This window comes from Pseudomonas sp. GM_Psu_1 (assembly GCF_026544185.1).
Taxonomy (GTDB): domain Bacteria; phylum Pseudomonadota; class Gammaproteobacteria; order Pseudomonadales; family Pseudomonadaceae; genus Chryseomonas; species Chryseomonas oryzihabitans.
The window spans coordinates 121,989-139,894 of the sequence record NZ_JALNUX010000005.1; the positions used below are offsets into that span (position 1 = coordinate 121,989).

A 17,906-nucleotide genomic window follows, 5' to 3' on the forward strand; every position below is an offset into this window, starting at 1 on the left:
CTTGTCGACCAGGCTCCATGGTAGTCAACTTCAGGCGGCGCGGATCATAGATCGAGTTTCAGGCGGTCGGTGCCAGCCGCCGGCACCGCGCAGCACAGCAACGCCTCGCCGTCGGCGACCCGCGCCACCGGCTCCCGTGCATAGGTGACGGCACCACCGAGCAGCCGTGTCCGGCAGCTGCCGCAATGACCTTCGCGGCAGCTGAAGGCGGGGTCGAGGCCTCGGGCTTCGGCCAGTTCCAGCAGCGAGCCTGCCGCGGGTGTCCAGCGCGCTTCCTTGAGCGAGGCGGTGAAGACCACCGGCACGCTGTCCGTGGCCGCGGCTGGACGCACGGGAGCCGCCGCTTCCAGGGGCTGACTGCGGCGCAGCGCCGCCGGACCGAAGGCTTCGGCATGGATACGCGTGTCCTCGATGCCGTAACCGCGCAGGCCGTCGTACAGTGCCTGGGTGAAGGCCGCCGGGCCGCAGAGGTAGAAGGTGTGATCGCCGAAGGGCAGGAAGCGGCCCAGCACACCCAGGTCGATCCGTCCGGCCACCTCGTAGTCGGTATCCGCCACGGCCCCGCGGGTATCGCTCAGCGCCCGCACCAGGCGCAGCGAGCCTCCGGCGGCGGCCACCAATTCGGCCAGTTCCGCATCGAAGGCGCGCTCGGCCTTCGACCGGGCGCCGTAGAAGAGGGTGATCGGGCGCTGGCGCTGGGTCCGGCGTCCTTCGTGGACCAGGTGCCTGAGCATCGCCAGCAGCGGGGTGATGCCGATGCCGGCCGCCAGCAGAACCAGGGACTGGTCGGCGGCGGCCAGGGTGAAGTCCCCCGCCGGCGGACGCGTGTCGAGCAGATCGCCCTCGCGCAGCCGGTCGTGCAGCCAGGTGGACACCAGCCCCTCGCGCTTGACGCTGATGCGGTAGTGCCCGTCGGCCGGCGCGCTGGAGAGGCTATAGCTACGCAGCGCCAGGGCCTGGCCGGCGACTGGAGTGAGGCGTACCGGCAGGAACTGGCCGGCCTGGGCGGGCGGCAAGGCGGTGCCGTCCGCCGCGGCGAGATGGAGGGAGCGGATGGTGGCGCTCTCCTCGACGATGCGGATGACGCGCAAGGGTCACCAGCGGTTGCCGAGTTCACGGCTCAGCAGGCGCTCGCGCGCCTGCGCCCAGCTGCCGGTCAGCTGGCTGCTGTCCGACTCGCCCCCGGCCCGCGCCTGCCAGCGCAGGGTCAGGGTGCCGCGGCGACGGACGATACGCTGCGGGCGAAAGGTCCAGAGGCGTTCGGCGCCCTCGAAGGCGGCGATCTCCGGCGAGTCGAACAGCACCTCGGCCAGGCCACTCAGCTGCAGCAGATCGCCGCGCTCGTCGTCGACGAACAGCAGTCCTGCCTGGCCGTTGACGGCGATGTTGCCCAGGGTGTTGAAGAACAGGTTGCCGTTGAAGTCGGGAATGGTCAGCACGCCCTCGGCATCCACCCGAACGAAGCCCGGCTTGCCGCCACGGTGAGAAACGTCCACCCGGCGTCGTCCCTCCTGCTCGGCATAGGAGGCGACGAAGAAGGTATCGGCCCCTTCGATCAGCTGGCGTGCCGCCTCATCCAGCGTCTCCAGGGGTTCGACGGCCGGAGCGGGCGTCTGATCCGGTGGTTGGCTGGGTTGCAGGTCGCGCAGCTGGATGTAGCGCGGGCAGTTGCCGAAGCTCTGGTCCACGGTCACCCGCAGGCCCCGGGGCGTCAGCTCGACCTCGCCGTTGACGCGGTTACGGCGCCGGGTGTGCAGCTCGATACCCAGCAATCCCACGGCGGCGCCATCCGCCAGGCCGGTGCCGGCCGGATCCCCTGCCGCTAGGCTGGCCGCGATGTCCAGCCGCGTTGGTGTCGGTGCGCTGACGAAGCCCGGCGCGCCCTCCAGCATCGTCGCCCAGGCCGCGCCGGTCGCGTCCACGCTACCCAGCACCAGGAAGGGTAGTTGCTGGTAGAAGGCGCGGTGCTGGTCGGGCATGAAGCTGCGGATCACCCGCGGGCCGACCTCGGCCATCCGCTGGCGGACGCCGACGCGCTCCTGCAGGGCGATTTCGCCGGGGTGCCAGGTGGGCAGGGCGTTCAGGGGCGTGCTCATCGAGGTGGCTCCTCGCGATGGGGGAAGGCGGGTGATCCCGCTGCTTCAGGCGCGCAGACCGGCAGCCGTCTGCGGAAAGGGCACGAAGCCCGGCAGGGCTTCCACCCGCTGCAGGAAGGCCCGCACAGCGGTATAGGGCGCCAGGTCCACGTTGCCTTCCGGCGCTCCGGCCAGGTAGCTGTAGAGGGCGACGTCGGCGATGGTCGGGTGATCGGCGGCCAGCCAGTCGCGGTTCGCCAGATGAGCCTCCAGCCGCTCCAGAAGGACGTGGGCGCGGGCGATGACTTCCTCGGGATTCAAGCGGGCACCGAACACCGTGATCAGCCGCGCCGCTGCCGGGCCATAGGCCAGTTCGCCCGCGGCCACCGACAACCAGCGCTGGACGGCGGCGGCCCCGGCCGGGTCTTCCGGCAGCCAGTCGGTGCGGCCCAGCTTCTTCGCCAGGTAGACGAGGATGGCGTTGGAGTCGGCGACGATCACGCCAGCGTCCTCCAGCACCGGCACCTGGCCGAAGGGGTTGAGGGCGAGGAACGCCGGGGTGCGGTGCTCGCCGGCCGCGAGGTCGACCTCGACCAGTTCGGGCGCGAGGCCCAGCAACGAGGCGAACAGCACGGCGCGATGGGCATGACCGGACAACGGAAGGTGGTAGAGCTTCATGATCCAACTCCTGGCAGGCATCGGGCCAAGGGTGGTCCCGATTCGTGCTACCAGCTTGGGGTCAGAGCGCTTTCGTGGGAATCGGCCTTCTCGTCAGTTCAGCATTCCGCAAAATGGAATGATCAGGTTAGGTTCTGTACGAAAAGTCGCCGAGCGAAGGTCAGGCGAAGCCTAGGCGGCCCCACGAAAAAGGCTGAGGAAGCGGACCGGGCTCGCGCTCGAGTTTACGACCGGTAAATGAGCATTGCGACCGGGCTGGCGATCCAGGCCTTTTTCAACGAAGCATTACCGAGCGCAGGCACATTTCGTACAGGACCTAGCGGCAGGCGAAGGCCAGCACCCGCCCCAACATGGCATCGCAGCCGTCCAGTTGCGCCTGGGTGACGAATTCGTCGGGCTTGTGCCCCTGGGTCATGCTGCCGGGGCCGCAGACCACGGTGGGGATGCCGGCCGCAGCGAACAGACCGCCTTCGGTACCGAAGGCCACCGTGCCGAAGTCGCGGGAGCCACAGAATTGTGCGACCCATTCGGCCGCCTCGCTTTCGACGGCGGTATCCAGGCCGGGATAGCTGGACAGCTCGGTAAAGCGGATGGCGCTCTGACCGCTGATGGCGCGCATGGCCGGTAGCAGGATCGCCTCGGCATGGGCCTGCAGCTGGTGGATCACCTGATAGGGATCCTGGGCGGGCAGGGCGCGGATCTCGAAATCGAAGGTACAATCCTGGGGCACGATATTCAGGGCCTGGCCGCCGGTGATCAGGCCGGTCTGCACCGTGGAGAAGGGCGGGTCGAAGCGTGGATCCTGGTCTTGCGGTGCCTTGAGCGCCTCGCCGAGCCGGCCGAGTTCGACGACCAGGCGCGCGGCGTATTCGACGGCGTTGACGCCCTGGGGCGCATAGGCCGAATGACAGGCCGCGCCGTGCACCTGGCAGCGCATGGCCACCTTGCCCTTGTGGCCGAGCACGGGCTTGAGCTCGGTGGGTTCGCCGATCAGGCACAGCAGCGGCTTGATCGGGCGTTGGGCCAGCTGATCGAGCAGGCTGCGCACGCCCAGGCAGCCGACTTCCTCGTCATAGGACAGCGCCAGGTGCAGCGGACGGCGCAGGGCCGCGCGACTGGCCGCGGGCACCAGCGCCAGCAGGCAGGCCAGAAAGCCCTTCATGTCGGCGGTGCCGCGGCCATAGAGCCGGCCGGCGCTTTCGCTGAGGGCGAAGGCGGGACGGGTCCAGGCCTGGCCGTCCACCGGTACCACGTCGGTATGCCCCGAGAGCACGATGCCCGGCACGTCGGCCGGTCCCAGGGTGGCGAAGAGATTGGCCTTGGTGCCCTCGGCGTTGTGGATCAGCTCAAAGGGTACGCCGAAGCCATCCAGGTAGCCGGCGACGAAGTCGATCAGTGCCAGGTTGGATTCGCGACTGGTGGTGTCGAAGGCCACCAGCTGCGCCAGCAACTCCTGGCTGGCGCTCATCGGTCGTCTCCCGGCACGCCGTAGCCGGGGGCGAGATCCGGACGCACCGCGCGGTCGAGATAGTCCTGCAACTGGGGTTCATAGGCGCGCCACAGGGCCGCCAGCTCGCCAATGGGGTCGGTCTCGGCCCAGTCGACGCGCAGATTGACGATGGGCCAGCTGGGCTCGCCCACCACCAGCAGCGCCGCCGAGTGCACCGGACCGGCCTCGCCACCGGCGGCCATCGCCGCCTGCATGGCCAGCAGCAGGCGCTCGGCGAGGGCGCCCTGGGTGGCTTCGAAGCTCGCCACCAGCGCCTCCACCACCGCGGGGCTGGCCAGCATGTTGCCGGCGCCCACGCAGTTCAGGCCGCTCAAGGCCTGGTGCACGCCCAGGGTATGGGCACCGCTGTGATGGGCACTGCGGCCCTGGGCGTCGATGACGGTCACCTGGCGATATTCGGCGTAGCCATCGCCGGCCAGGCTCTCGGCCAGGGCCGCGGCGGGTGTCAGACCTTGCGCCAGGCGCTCCAGGGTGCGCGGCCCCAGGGCGGGCAGGGTAATGTTCTGCGAGCTGACCGCGCCGACACCGGGCTGCAGCCAGGGGCAGCGGGCGCCCACGGCGATGCTCGACGAACTGATGGCGATGCCGAACTGACCGGTGGCGGCGCAGCGGGCGGTAAGGGAAAAGGTCATGGGGGCGCCTCAGTCGGGGATCACGGCGATGACGTCGATCTCCATCAGCCACTGGGGCTGGCCCAGGGCCGCGACCACCAGGCCGGTGGAGATGGGGAAGACGCCCTTGAGCCACTTGCCGACCTCCTGGTAGACCGGCTCGCGGTAGCGCGGATCGATCAGGTAGGTGGTGGTCTTGACGATATGGCTGAGGTCGCTGCCGGCTTCTTCCAGCAGTTGCTTGACGTTCTTCATCGCCTGCTCGGCCTGGGCGCGGGGATCGCCCAGGCCGACCAGATTGCCGTCGAAATCGGTGCCCACCTGACCGCGCACATAGACGGTGTTGCCGGCGCGCACGGCCTGGCAGAGGTCGTTGTCCAGGCTCTGGTTGGGGTAGGTGTCCTTGGTGTTGAACATGCGGATACGGGTATGGGTCGGGGTGGCCATGCGGGGAGTCTCCGGATCTCGATAAGGGCGTCAGGCGCTGCGCGACTGCTGGGTGTGGACGGTCGTCTCGACGCTCGGGCGGTAGTCCTGGTAGCGGCGCTGGATGGCGATCTGGTCGGCCACATGGCGGGCGTCGTGCCAGCAGCCCCAGATGAAGGCCGAGCCGCGGCGGCTGAGCCAGGGCAGACCGACGAAGTAGATGCCCGGCTCGGCGCCGACCCCGCGTTGATGTTTGGGCTTGCCGTTGTCGCCAAAGGTATCCACCTGCAGCCAGCTGAAATCGGTGGCGTAGCCGGTGGCCCAGATCACCGAGCTGACGCCCGCGGCCTGGAGGTCCAGTTCCCTGAGCGGTTCGCGGATGCAGGCGGCGTCCGCCACCCGTTCGCGGGCTGAGGGCTCTTCGGGCAGGTCCAGGCCATGGCGGGCGGCATAGGCGTCCGCGGCGTCGAGCAGGGACAGGTAGTTGGCGTCGCCGGCGTCGAGGTTCTGCTTGAGGTCCGGGCGGAAGCGCACGACACCCTCGGTGAAGGTGTCGGTGAGGCCCACCAGGGTCATGCCGGCCTGGGCCAGGCGGCGGAAATCCACGGTATGGCCGCCGCGGGCGCCACTCACGGCGATGGTCACGTGTTCGCGACCCGGCTGCATGGTCTCGGTATCCCACAGGCCGAGCACGCCCAGCCACCAGCAGAAGTCACGACCGCGATAGGCCCGCGGCGGCCGGTCGTGAGGGCCGACGGAGAGATAGACGCGCTTGCCGGCGCGCAGCAATTCCTCGGCGATCTGCACCCCCGAGGAGCCGGCGCCCACCACCAGCACTGCGCCGTCGGGCAGTTGCTGGGGATTGAAGTAATGGGCGGAGTGGATCTGGTAGAGCCGCTCGTCCGCAGGTGCGATGGCCGGGATCACCGGCTTCTGGAAGGGGCCGGTGGCCACCACCACCCGCTGGGCATTCAAGCTGCCCGCCGAGGTTTCCACCAGAAAGCCCGCCTGGCCGGCCTGGCGAGTCACCCGGGTGACGGCGACGCCGGTGCGGATGGGCGCGCCGATCTGCCGGGCATAGGTCTCGAAGTAGGCGGCGATCTCGTCCTTGCCGGGAAAGCCATCCGGCGGCGTCTGGAATTCCAGCCCAGGGAAGCGGTCATGCCAGGCCGGACCGTTGGCCACCAGGGAATCCCAGCGACCGGTGCGCCAGGCTTCGGCGATGCGGTTCTTTTCCAGCACCAGGTGCTCGATGCCGAGGCGCCCCAGGTGCTCGCTCATGGCGACGCCGGCTTGGCCAGCGCCTATCACCAGGGTGTCGATCGTGGTCGGTAATGTGGACATGAGGGTACCCTTCGGCCGCTCCGCAGGGCGCGGCCGTCATCTAAGCAGTAGGAAGGCGGAGCGCAGAGGCTCCGCGGCGATCAATCCAGCACGGAGGGGTCCTGCTGGATCATCAGTTCTTTCATCTCGGCGAAGTGCTGCTCGGAGAAGTCGGTGATGCCTTCCCAGGCGCGGGCGGTCTTTTCGGCGACCTCGGCGGACAGCACCTTGAGCGGCTGGCCGGTGGACCAGGCGGTGACCAGGATCTGGCAGGCCCGCTCCAGGGTCCAGATGTCGTCGAAGGCCTGGCCGATGGTGGGGGCGATCACCATGACGCCGTGGTTGCCCATCAGCAGCCGCTGCTTGCCATCCAGCAACCCGGCCAGGCGCGCGCCCTCGGCCTCGGTGTCGGCCATGCCGCCATAGAGTTCGTCCACCGCGATACGGTTGAAGTAGCGCGCGGTGTTCTGGTCGATGGGCGGCACCTCGGGCCTGGCCAGGCAGGCCACCGCCGTGGTGTAGACCGGGTGCAGGTGCAGCACCACCCGGGCCTCCGGCAGCAGGCGATGGATCTGCCCGTGGATCGACCAGGCCGTCCGATCCACGTCCGGCCGCTCGGCGCCCTGCGGATCGTCCGCATCGAGCAGCAGCAGGTCACTGGCGCGGATGCGCGAGAAGTGCTTCCACTTCGGATTGATCAGGAAGCGCTTGCCGTCGGCGGAGACGGCGGCGCTGAAGTGGTTGGCGACGGCTTCGTGCATGCCGAGGTGGGCGATGACGCGAAAGGTCGCCGCCAGATCGATGCGCAGCCGTTCCTCGTGAGAAAGTGCCATGGTCGTGACTCCGTAAGGCTCAGGGCTTGGGCATCAGGGCGGCGATGTCCGCCTCGGTGGGCGCCTGGAAGTTGTATTTCTTCAGCAGCGCGGCGTACTCCGGGGTGGCGCTGTATTGCTTGAGCGCATCCACCAGGGCGGTCTTGACCGCGTCATTGCCCTTTTTCACGCCAAAGCCGTTGAGCACCGGATAGATCAGGGTGTCCGAGGAGATCACCACGCGATTGCCGAGCTTTTCCACCAGGCCACGGGCCACGGCGGCGTCGGTGATCTGCGCCTCCACGGCCTTGGACAGCAGTGCCTGGGTGGTCTGGGGATCGGTGCCGTATTCGCTCACGGCGATGGGCTTGAGGCCGTTCTTCACGCAGTACTCGTCGGACAGCTTGTGCAGCTGCTGCAGCCAGGAGGTGGCGCCCATGGAGCCGATCTTGTGGCCGCAGAAGTCTTCCGGCTTCTTGGGCTGATAGCTGCTGCCCTTGAGCGCGATGATCGACTCGCCGCTCTTCAGGTAGGGGATCATGTCGATCACCTTGAGGCGGTCCGCGGTGATGTACATCGAGGAGTTGGTGATGTCGAAGCGGCCACCCTGCAGCCCGGTGATGAGGTTGGGGAAGCGGGTGTCGATCGTCTCCACGGAGCGGCCCATGAACTTCGCCAGGCCGTCGACGAATTCGATGTCGAAGCCGGCCGGCTTGTTGTCCTGCACGTATTCGTAGGGGAAGAAGGTCAGGTCGGAACCGGCGACCAGCTTGCCCGGCTGCAGGAAGTCGGCCGAGGCCAGGCTGGAGACCAGCGCCAGGCCGGCGCCCAGTACGGCGGTGGAGAGGATGCGAAGCGAGGCGCTGCTGAATCTTTGCATGGCGAAACTCCTTGAGCGGTAGGAAAGATCAAACGGCAGCCTGGTCGAGCCCGGCCTGCTGGACGAAGAAGGACGCGCCGCGCGGTTTCTGCGGCAGCCGTACGCTGTTGGCCACGCTGCGCACCAGCCCGCTTTCCTGGCCGGCCACCAGCACCCCGGCGTGCTCGCTGGGCAGCGGATTCTCGCCAAAGGGCAGGGCGTCCTCGGCGGCGTAGACGCTGATGAACAGGGTGCGCGGCAGTTCGGTCTGGTTGGGGCTGGAGGCGTGCAGCAGGCGGGTGTGCATGAAGCACACCGAGCCGGCTGGGCCAAAGCAGGCCACGGGCTCGCCGCAATGCTCAACCACCACGTTGTCGTCGACCGCGCCGGTGAAACGACCGTCCTGCCAGTGCGACCAGAGCGGACCCCGGTGGCTGCCGGGGATGACGGTGAGGGGACCGTTCTCCGGGGTCACCTCGCTCACCATCAGCAGCGCGGTGACCACGTCATCATTGCTGTGGGGCGTGAACAGGAAATCCTGGTGCCACTTCACCTGGGTGGCGGTGTGCGGCAGCTTCGAATTGATCTTGCTGTGGTGGAATCTCGTGCCGCTGCCGCCGATCAACTGGGCGGCCACCTGGGCCATCCGCGAGGACAGTGCGACCTCGCAATAGGCCGCGGAGATTTCGGTGGGCGAGCTGACCCGGCGCAGGGAAGGGTGGTCGGGCCGGTGGTCCAGCTCGACGTCGAAGCGGGCGCGGCCATCCTGGGTTTCGCCCCAGGCTTCGGCGTGGCTGCGGCTCTCTGCCACCCAGCCGTCGAAATCGGCCTGCAGGGTGGCGATCTCGTCGGCGGTCAGCAGGTTCTCGACCACTAGGTAGCCGTCTCGGTGGAAGCTGTCTATTTGCGCTTGCTCGATCATCTCTGTTCTCCAGAAGCCAAGGGTGGGGGTCAAGCCAGGGACACGTCCTTGAGGAAGGCCTCAACGCGCGGATGCTGGCCGTTACGCAGTACCGCGGGCGCGTCGTCGCAGACCACGCGGCCCTTTTCCATGAACACGATGCGGTCCGAGACCTTGAAGGCGAAGTTCATCTCGTGGGTGACGATCACCATGGTGATGCCCTCCTGGGCCAGGGCCTCGATCACCTGCAGCACCTCGTTGACCTTTTCCGGATCCAGCGCCGAGGTGGGCTCGTCGAACAGCATGATCTGCGGTCGCATCATCAGCGCCCGGGCGATGGCCACGCGCTGCTGCTGGCCGCCGGAGAGCTGGTGCGGGTACTTCCAGGCGTGGTCGAGCATCCCGACCTTGTGCAGCAGGGCATAGGCCTGCTGCTTGAGCGCCGCGGGAGCATCCAGGCGGTGATAGCGCGGCGCGAGCAGCAGGTTGTCCAGCACCGTGAGGTGGGGAAAGAGGTTGAAGCTCTGGAACACCATGCCGATGTCCAGGCGATGCTCGCTGTGCTCGACGAAGCGGGGCTTCTGGGCGCCGTCCTTGTGCAGGTGGATGAAGGGCTGGCCGTTGATGCGGATCTCGCCGTTGTCCAGTTGCTCCAGGCCGTTGAGCAGGCGGATCAGGGTGGTCTTGCCCGAGCCCGATGGGCCGATCACCGAGACCACCTCGCCGGGCTGGATGCGCAGGTTGACCGAACCCAGCACCTCGACGTCGTTGTAGGCCTTGTGCAGCCGCGCCGCCTGCAGCGCCGGGGTGCCGGCATCCCACTGCGGCCTGGCGCTGGCGGTCGAGGCCTGGTTGGCCAGGGCCAGCACCTGGGCGTCGGGGGTTCGCACCACCTTGCGCTGGGTGACGTCGAGAAAGCGCTCCAGGCGTTTGAGCAGGAAGTCGAACAGGGTGACGATCAGCACGTAGTAGAAGGCCACCGCCACCATGGTCTCCATGACCAGGAAGTTCTGCGAATAGAGGCGCTGGCCGACCATCAGGATCTCGGTGAGGGAGATCACCGAGACCAGCGAGCTGAGCTTGACGATGGAGATGTATTCGTTGGCCAGCGACGGCAGGGCCACGCGCAGGGCCTGGGGAATTACGATGCGCCACTGGGTGCCGAGAAAGCGCAGGCCCAGCGCCCGGGCCGCCTCGCCCTGGCCCTTGGGAATCGACAGCAGGCCGCCGCGGTGGATCTCGGCGACATAGGCCGTTTCGCTGATGACCAGGCCGATCAGGCCGGCCCAGAAGGGATCCGCGAGCACCACCGAGGTCGCCGGCAGCGCCTGGGGCAGGTTGTAGATGAAGATCAGCAGCACCAGCAGCGGCACGCTGCGAAAGAACCAGATGTAACCGCGAGCAGGCAGGCTGAGCGCCGGATACCGTGACTGTTTCGCCAGGGCGATGAAGAAGCCCAGGGCGATGCTGATGATCCAGGTGAGGGTGCTGAGTTTGATGACCGTCCAGGTTGCCAGCCAGAATTGAGTGTCGCCAATGAGGCTGAACATGTAGTTCCAGTCGAAAGTCATGGTGAGCCAACCCGTCGCCATTTCAAAGAAAGTGCGAACTTTCCTGAAGCGTTCGCACTGTTGCCAGGAACAGAATTGGCGTCCGCCAGACTCATCGTCAATTAACAAATTACAGGTCGTTGCATAGCCTTTTCCTAAGTAGTGGAAGGCGGCATCTTGTTCTGCGCGCTATACGCCCCAAGGCAGGGCAAGATGCAATCATAAGCACTCGAAGTGCAGTCTTTTGGTGCGTTTTATCCCGTACGGCAGAGGCTTTAGTCTTTACGTCACCGCGCATGAAGCACCGCCAGGCACGGGCCGCGCGGTGGCATTCAGGCGGATGGCATGGCTTTCGCTTCGGCAGATTGCGCTATGCAGATATGCATTCTGCAAAGTTTTTTCCTATGGATGAGCCATGACGCGTTTCACCCTGAGGCAACTTCGTTATTTCGTGGCGGTGGTCGAGGAAGACAGCATCGTCGAGGCCGCGCGACAACTGCATATATCCCAACCGTCGATCTCCGTCGCCATCAAGAACCTCGAGGAAAGTTTCGAGCAGAAGTTGTTTATTCGCCATCACGCCCAGGGCGTTTCGCTCACCGCCAGTGGCCGTCGGCTGTATGAAAAGGCCAAGGAACTGTTGCGGCTGTCCCAGGAACTGGAACAGAACGCCAAGGCGGAAAACGAGCTGGTTTCGGGCACCGTGGCCATCGGCTGCTTCGAATCCGCGGCGCCGCTCTATCTGCCCAAGCTGGTCGCCGGTTTCAAGCGGCTCTATCCCGAGATCACCATCCAGCTGCACGATGGCGAGCAGCACGAATTGATGCACGGGGTGCACCGCGGACGCTTCGACCTGGTGTTTCTCTACGACCTGGAGCTGGGTGATTCCATCACCAAGGAAAAGCTCAATGCACCGCACAAGCCCTATGCGCTGTTGCCCATCGCCCATCCCCTGGCCGGCAAGAAGGCGGTGACCCTCAAGGAGCTGAGTCGCGAGCCCATGATCCTGCTGGACGTGGTACCCAGCCGTAACTATTTCATCGACATCTTCAGGGAGAAGGGCTATCACCCCACCGTGGCCTACAGCTCGCCCTCCATCGAGATGGTGCGCTGCATGGTGGGGCAGGGCCTGGGCTTTTCCGTGCTGGTCACCCGGCCGACCACCGACCTGACCTACGACGGCAAGCGCCTGGCCCAGGTCAACATCCACGACGACATGCCGGCCTCCACCTTCATCATGGCCTACCTGCGCAACAACGAACCGACCAAGGCGACGCGGCTGTTCATGGACTATTGCCGGAGCGTCGATCTCTCGCCTGCGCCCGCGGAAAGCCTGGTGGGCTGAGGCCCATGCTGGCCATTGCCCAGCTTTCGGGCGAAAGCGCAGGGAATAGACGGCTCCGGACTGGTCCTGGATGATCCATGTAAAGTAGAATCAATATCATCTAAGCATCGACGAGCAGGTAGCACCCGTCATGAGTGATATGGCTCTCGCGTCCACGCGCCACCTTCATCGGCTCTATCTCGACCACAGCGGGTGGCTGCAGGCCTGGTTGCGCCGGCGGCTGGGCAGCGAATGGGATGCGGCCGATCTCAGCCAGGAAGCCTTTCTGCGGCTGTTGCGCCATCCCGAAGTGCTCGGTGAACTGCAGGAGCCGCGGGCCTATCTGGTGACCATCGGCAAACGCCTGCTGATCAATTTCCAGCGGCGCAAAAGCCTCGAGCAGGCCTACCTCGATGCCCTGATGGCATTGCCCGAAGCCTGCGTGCCGTCGCCCGAGCAGCGTTGGCTGCTGCTGGAAACCCTGCAGGCGCTGGACGAGCTGCTCGATGGCCTGCCCGCCGCGGTGCGGCGGGCCTTCCTGCTCAGCCAGCTCGAGGACCTCACCTACCGCGAGATCGCCGAACGCCTGTACGTCTCCGAGCGCACCATCAAGAGATACATGGCGCAGGCCTACGAGCATTGCCTGCTGGCGGAGTTGTGCTGAGCGGCCAGGACCGGCGGCGGCGGGCGATCCGCGAGGCCGCGGAATGGCTGGCGCTGCTGGAGTCCGGCGCAGCCGGCGAGCGCGAGCGGCAGCAGCTGCAGGCGTGGCGCCAGGCCCATCCCGAACACGAGCGCGCCTGGCAGGCGGCCCTGCAGCTGCAACAGCGCTTCGCCGCGGTGCCGTCGCGGCTGGCCATGGCCAGTCTGCAGCCGGCCGAGCGCACTCGGCGTACCGCCCTGCGCCAGTTGCTGGGCCTGGCGGTGGTGGTACCGACCGGCTGGTGGCTGAGCCGGGAATTGCCGCTGGACGCCTGGACCGCCGATCTCAGCACCGCCACGGGCGAACGCCGCAGCCTGACCCTGGCGGATGGCAGCCTGCTGCAACTCAATACCGCGACCGCCGTGGACCTGGATCAGACCCGGCGGCGCCTGACCCTGGTGCGCGGCGAGCTCTCGCTGCGCGTACCCGGTACCCAGGCGCTGACGCTGGATACCCGCTTCGGCACCCTGACGGTGGAACAGGCCGAGGTCTGCGTGCAGCAGGACGATGAAGGCTGCGACGTGCGCGTGGTCAGCGGCAGCGTCGAGGTGCGGCCGCTGATGGGCCTCGGGCTGGCGTTGGGCAAGGGCCAGCAGTTGCGCCTGAGTACCCTGGGCATCGGCGCCATCGAGCCGTTTTCGCCGACCCTGCTGAGCTGGCGCCAGGGCGTGCTGATCGCCCAGGACCAGCCCCTGGGCGAATTCCTGCAGCAATTCAGTCGCTATCGTCCTGGCCTGCTGCGCTGGGATCCCGCGGTGGCCAATCTCAGGGTCACCGGCAGCTTTCAGCTGGCCGATACCGACCGGGTACTGACGCTGCTGGCCGCGACGCTACCGGTGGAACTGCAGTGGCGTACCCGCTTCTGGGTGACCCTGATACCCCGTTCGGTCACCGTCTGAAAAAAGTCTGTCCCCTTTTTCGTACCTGTCGGTCATTAACGGCATAGGACAACCAAAAGGAGGGGGATTCGATGGTGACGTTGGTATTGCGTCCGTTGCTGCGCACGGGCTTGCTGGTGGCGTTGAGCGGTACTCCCTGGTGGGCCGCTTCGGCCCTGGCCCAGGAGGCGGCCCGCCGGCATTACGAGATTCCCGCGGGCAGTCTCGCCCAGGCGCTGACGCGCTTCGCCGCGGAGTCCGGCGTCAACCTGGCGGTGGATCCGGGACTGGTGGGCAAGCGTAATAGCGCTGGCCTCAACGGCGACTTTGGCGTGGAGGAGGGCTTCAGCCGGCTGCTGGCCGGCTCGGGGCTGCGGCTGCAGCCGCTGGGTGAGCGCGACTTCACCCTGGCGCCGGCCCCCCAGGACAGCGGCGTCCAGGAGCTGGCCAGCACCTCCATCGTTGCCTCCAGCCTGCAGGCGGAAGACGCGCCCTACGCCGGTGGCCAGGTCGCGCGGCAAGGCTCCCAGGGGTTGCTGGGCCATCGCGACTTCATGGACACGCCCTTCAGCCAGACGTCCTACACCGCCCAGACCGTGCAGAATCTCCAGGCCCGCACCCTGACCGACCTGATCGCCAGCGATCCCTCGGTACGCTCCACCAATCCGTCCGGTGGTCGCTTCGAGCAATTCACCATCCGCGGTTTCAGCCTGTTCAACAGCGATGTGGCCTACAACGGTCTCTATGGCGTGCTGCCGACCTATTCCATCGACATGGAGATGGCCGAGCGGGTCGATATCCTCAAGGGGCCGAGCCAGCTGCTCAACGGCATCTCGCCCCGCGGCAGCGTCGGCGGCGGCATCAACGTGGTGCCCAAGCGCGCCACCGACCAGCCCATCACCGAAATCACCGGCAGCTATGCATCCGACAGCCAGGTGGGCGGGGCCGTGGACATCGGGCGTCGCTTCGGCGAGGACAATCGCTTCGGTATGCGCTTCAACGGTGTCAAGCAATCCGGCGACACTACCTGGGATCACCAGCACGTCGATCGCCAGATGGGCGTGCTCGGCCTGGACTATCGCGTGGAGCGCCTGCGCCTGGGTCTCGATCTGGGCCACACCGAGCGCGACACCGACGCGCCCCAGGAGCGGGTGCTGGTGGGGGCCAACGCCCGGGTACCCGATGCCGACGACGTGCGCCACAACTATGCCCAGCGCTGGACCCGCGCCCAGACCAAGGACACCTTCGGCGCCCTGCGTGGCGAATTCGACGTCGACGACTCGCTGATGGTCTATGGCGCCGTGGGCGCGCGTCGCAGCGATCACGATTTCCTCCGCCACAACGTTTCCATCACTAACAACGCCGGCGATTTCAGCGTCCAGCCGCGCGATTTCACCCGCGACGAGAATGTCCGCACCGCCAACCTGGGCGCGCGCAAATGGCTGCAGACCGGACCAATCAGCCACGAACTCAACGTCAGCGCCGACTACTTCTACATGGACTTCGAGAACGGCGGCGGGCGCTACGCCAGTGGGCCGAGCAACCTGTACAACCCCAGTAACCTGCCCGCGCCGGGCATCCAGACCCGCTCCGATGGCAAGGACTACACCGAGAACCGCTTCAGTGGCGTGGCCCTGGCCGACACCCTGGGCTTCTTCGACGATCGCCTGCTGGTCACCCTCGGCGCCCGCTGGCAGCGGGTCAAGGTGGACGACTGGTCCGACGGCGTGAAGCAACCCACCGCCTACGACGAGGAAAAGGTCTCGCCCTCGGCGGGCGTGCTGTTCAAGGCCACCGAGCGGCTGTCGCTCTATGCCAACTACATGGAAGGCCTCAGCCAGGGCAAGATCGCGCCGTCCACCGCGCTTAACGAGGACGAGATCTTCCCGCCCTTCATCAGCCGCCAGGCGGAAGTGGGGGCCAAGTACGACTTCGGCGCGGTGGCCGTGACCGCCAGCGCCTTCCGCATCAAGCAACCGGCCTACGAGACCAATGCCACCAGCCGCGTCTTCGGTCCCAACGGCAAGCGCGTCAACGACGGGGTGGAGCTGAGCGTGTTCGGCGAGCCGCTGGCCGGCTTCCGCGTGCTCGGCGGCCTGATGTACATCGACAGCGAACTCAAGGACACCGTCGGCGGCTCCTTCGATGGCAACCGAGCCCCGGCCACGCCCAGGCTCAATGCCAACCTCGGCGCCGAACTGGACATCCCGGCGGTGCCGGGCCTGACCCTGACCGGACGGGGGATCTACACCAGCTCCCAGTACCTGGACCAGGCCAACAGCAAGGAAATCGACGCCTGGCATCGCTTCGACGTGGGGGCGCGCTACGCCTTCAAGGTCGACGCCACCCGCGTGACCTTGCGTGCCTCGGTGGAAAACGTGATGGACGAGCGCTACTGGGCCTCCGCCGGCGCCTCGGACGACAGCGAACCGGGCCTGACCATCTCCACGCCGCGGACCCTGGTCTTTTCCACCACCCTGGCGTTCTGAGCAGGCGTTATCCGTCCTTGCGCAAGGCGTGTCGCCGCCCGGCTCAGGGGCGACTTCCGCGCATCGCCAACGGGGGCAGAACGGTGGCCCCTCAGGCGTCATTCATCGGCAGGAGTGAGCGGCATACAGAGCGGGAACAGCTGCCTATCAGGCGTGTTGACACGTGATTTCAAGGGCGGACCCGCCGGGCGTTCGGGCCCTTTATCGCCCGCATTTTGGTGAAAGTGGCGCGACTTCAAAGACTCGATCTTTTTCGGGAATCGCGGTTGAAGGATGAGAATGAAACTGATTATCGTTTACGAAGATAAACGTCCAGAGGTCTGACGCCATGCTTCAACCATCCCTCAGTCGCGATACCGCAACAGCCGACAACGCCTTCTTTCTCGCTCGCCAGGCACGCTTCGAATCCAGGGTCCGCAGCTACCCCCGCAAGCTGCCGCTGGCCATCGCCAAGGCCGCCGGGGTCTGGGTGACCGACGTCGAAGGCAAGACCTACCTGGATTGCCTGGCCGGAGCCGGCACCCTGGCCCTGGGGCATAACCATCCGGCCGTCACCGAGGCCATCAGGGACTTTATCGGCAGCGGCCTGCCGATGCACAGCCTGGATCTCACCACGCCGCTCAAGGACGCCTTCAGCGAGCGCCTGCTGGGCCTGCTGCCGGGCCGCGCGGAAGACTACTGCCTGCAATTCTGCGGTCCGTCCGGTGCCGATGCGGTGGAGGCGGCGCTGAAGCTGGCCAAGAAGGTCACCGGACGCAGCAACGTGGTCGCCTTTTCCGGCGGCTACCACGGCATGACCCACGGCGCCCTGGCGGTGACCGGCAATCTCGCGCCCAAGCAGGGGGTGGCCGGGCTGATGCCCGGAGTGCAATTTTTGCCCTATCCCCACGAGTACCGCTGCCCGCTGGGGCTGGGCGGCGAGCAGGGCGCCGCGGCCCTGGCGCGCTATCTGGAAAGATTCTTCGGCGACGTGGAAAGCGGCGTCTGTCGGCCGGCGGCGGTGATCGTCGAGGCGGTGCAGGGGGAGGGCGGCGTCAATCCGGCACCGGTGGCCTGGCTGCGGACCCTGCGCCAGGTCACCCGGGAGCACGGCATCCTGCTCATCGTCGACGAGGTCCAGACCGGATTCGGCCGCACCGGCGCGCTGTTCGCCTGCCAGCATGCCGGCATCGAGCCGGACGTCCTGGTGCTGTCCAAGGCCGTGGGCGGTGGCCTGCCGCTGGCCCTGCTGGCGATTCGCCGTGAATTCGACGCCTGGGAGCCCGGTGGCCATACCGGCACCTTCCGCGGCAACCAGCTGGCCATGGCCACCGGGCTCGCCACCCTGGAGGTCATCGAGCGCGACGGCCTGGTCAGCCATGCGGCCCAGCTCGGGGGCTGGCTCAGGCGCCATCTGGAGCGGCTGCGCGAGCGCTTCCCCGCCATCGGCAATGTCCGCGGGCTGGGGCTGATGCTGGGCCTGGAAATCGTCGAGGCGGGTGGCGCGGCGGATGCGCTCGGCAGCCTGCCGGCCGATCCCGCCCTGGCCGCGGCCATCCAGCGCCACTGTTTCGCCCAGGGGCTGCTGCTCGAACGCGGCGGCCGGGACGGCAACGTGGTGCGGCTGCTGCCGCCGCTGATCCTCCAGGAAAGCCACTGCCTGGTGCTGCTCGAACGCCTGGAGGCGGCCCTTGTGGCGGCCCTGGCCGAGCCCCGTGGCTGAGCACAAGGCACCACCCGAGTGCCGTGACACCGGATCGCCCGCAGGGACGCGCAACCTCTTGGACA

14 protein-coding genes and 1 pseudogene are annotated in these 17,906 nt (G+C 67.1%); 5 read left to right on the plus strand and 10 right to left on the minus strand.

All coding sequences use genetic code 11. The features are described 5' to 3' along the window. Positions 1-44: 44 nt before the first annotated feature. The 10 genes and pseudogenes from OXS31_RS10150 to OXS31_RS10195 all read right to left on the minus strand — a co-directional run bounded on the left by OXS31_RS10150 (position 45) and on the right by OXS31_RS10195 (position 10,766). Positions 45-2,096: pseudogene (locus OXS31_RS10150) on the minus strand (pyridoxamine 5'-phosphate oxidase family protein). A gap of 45 nt (positions 2,097-2,141) precedes the next feature. Next, positions 2,142-2,753 carry a glutathione S-transferase gene (locus tag OXS31_RS10155; RefSeq protein WP_267398852.1) on the minus strand — a complete coding sequence of 204 codons (612 nt, stop codon included), beginning with the start codon at positions 2,751-2,753 and terminating at the stop codon, positions 2,142-2,144. Between the two features lie 316 nt (positions 2,754-3,069). After that, the gene (argE, locus tag OXS31_RS10160) at positions 3,070-4,221 is read right to left on the minus strand and encodes an acetylornithine deacetylase (protein WP_267398853.1); all 1,152 of its coding nucleotides are present in this window, start codon (positions 4,219-4,221) and stop codon (positions 3,070-3,072) included. Next, positions 4,218-4,895 (minus strand): DUF1028 domain-containing protein, encoded by a 678-nt coding sequence (locus tag OXS31_RS10165; RefSeq protein ID WP_115945727.1) that lies wholly within the window; start codon positions 4,893-4,895, stop codon positions 4,218-4,220. Before OXS31_RS10165 ends, argE begins: the two co-directional genes overlap by 4 nt. A gap of 9 nt (positions 4,896-4,904) precedes the next feature. Then, the gene (locus tag OXS31_RS10170) at positions 4,905-5,321 is read right to left on the minus strand and encodes a RidA family protein (protein WP_150338625.1); all 417 of its coding nucleotides are present in this window, start codon (positions 5,319-5,321) and stop codon (positions 4,905-4,907) included. Between the two features lie 30 nt (positions 5,322-5,351). Then, positions 5,352-6,644 carry an NAD(P)/FAD-dependent oxidoreductase gene (locus OXS31_RS10175; RefSeq protein WP_267398854.1) on the minus strand — a complete coding sequence of 431 codons (1,293 nt, stop codon included), beginning with the start codon at positions 6,642-6,644 and terminating at the stop codon, positions 5,352-5,354. A gap of 80 nt (positions 6,645-6,724) precedes the next feature. After that, on the minus strand, positions 6,725-7,456 hold the full coding sequence (locus OXS31_RS10180; protein WP_042134226.1) for a class II aldolase and adducin N-terminal domain-containing protein: 732 nt from the start codon (positions 7,454-7,456) through the stop codon (positions 6,725-6,727). A 19-nt stretch (positions 7,457-7,475) separates the two neighbouring features. Next, positions 7,476-8,315 (minus strand): ABC transporter substrate-binding protein, encoded by an 840-nt coding sequence (locus OXS31_RS10185; RefSeq protein WP_027599304.1) that lies wholly within the window; start codon positions 8,313-8,315, stop codon positions 7,476-7,478. A 28-nt stretch (positions 8,316-8,343) separates the two neighbouring features. Further along, the gene (locus OXS31_RS10190) at positions 8,344-9,216 is read right to left on the minus strand and encodes a phytanoyl-CoA dioxygenase family protein (protein WP_267398857.1); all 873 of its coding nucleotides are present in this window, start codon (positions 9,214-9,216) and stop codon (positions 8,344-8,346) included. A gap of 29 nt (positions 9,217-9,245) precedes the next feature. After that, positions 9,246-10,766 carry an amino acid ABC transporter permease/ATP-binding protein gene (locus tag OXS31_RS10195; protein WP_115945798.1) on the minus strand — a complete coding sequence of 507 codons (1,521 nt, stop codon included), beginning with the start codon at positions 10,764-10,766 and terminating at the stop codon, positions 9,246-9,248. Positions 10,767-11,160: 394 nt separating this feature from the next. On the opposite strand from OXS31_RS10195, the gene OXS31_RS10200 reads away from it, so the two are divergent. The 5 genes from OXS31_RS10200 to OXS31_RS10220 all read left to right on the plus strand — a co-directional run bounded on the left by OXS31_RS10200 (position 11,161) and on the right by OXS31_RS10220 (position 17,841). Beyond that, positions 11,161-12,090, plus strand: a complete 930-nt coding sequence (locus tag OXS31_RS10200) for a LysR family transcriptional regulator (RefSeq protein WP_181085465.1) — start codon at positions 11,161-11,163, stop codon at positions 12,088-12,090. Between the two features lie 130 nt (positions 12,091-12,220). Then, positions 12,221-12,733: a sigma-70 family RNA polymerase sigma factor gene (locus OXS31_RS10205; protein WP_267398859.1), complete on the plus strand. Its 513-nt coding sequence runs from the start codon at positions 12,221-12,223 to the stop codon at positions 12,731-12,733. Further along, positions 12,727-13,671 (plus strand): FecR domain-containing protein, encoded by a 945-nt coding sequence (locus OXS31_RS10210; protein WP_042134220.1) that lies wholly within the window; start codon positions 12,727-12,729, stop codon positions 13,669-13,671. Before OXS31_RS10205 ends, OXS31_RS10210 begins: the two co-directional genes overlap by 7 nt. A 71-nt stretch (positions 13,672-13,742) precedes the next feature. After that, positions 13,743-16,139, plus strand: coding sequence for a TonB-dependent receptor (locus OXS31_RS10215; RefSeq protein WP_267398860.1), 2,397 nt, complete (start codon positions 13,743-13,745; stop codon positions 16,137-16,139). 328 nt (positions 16,140-16,467) lie between these two features. Beyond that, positions 16,468-17,841: a diaminobutyrate--2-oxoglutarate transaminase gene (locus OXS31_RS10220; RefSeq protein WP_267398861.1), complete on the plus strand. Its 1,374-nt coding sequence runs from the start codon at positions 16,468-16,470 to the stop codon at positions 17,839-17,841. Positions 17,842-17,906: the final 65 nt, after the last annotated feature.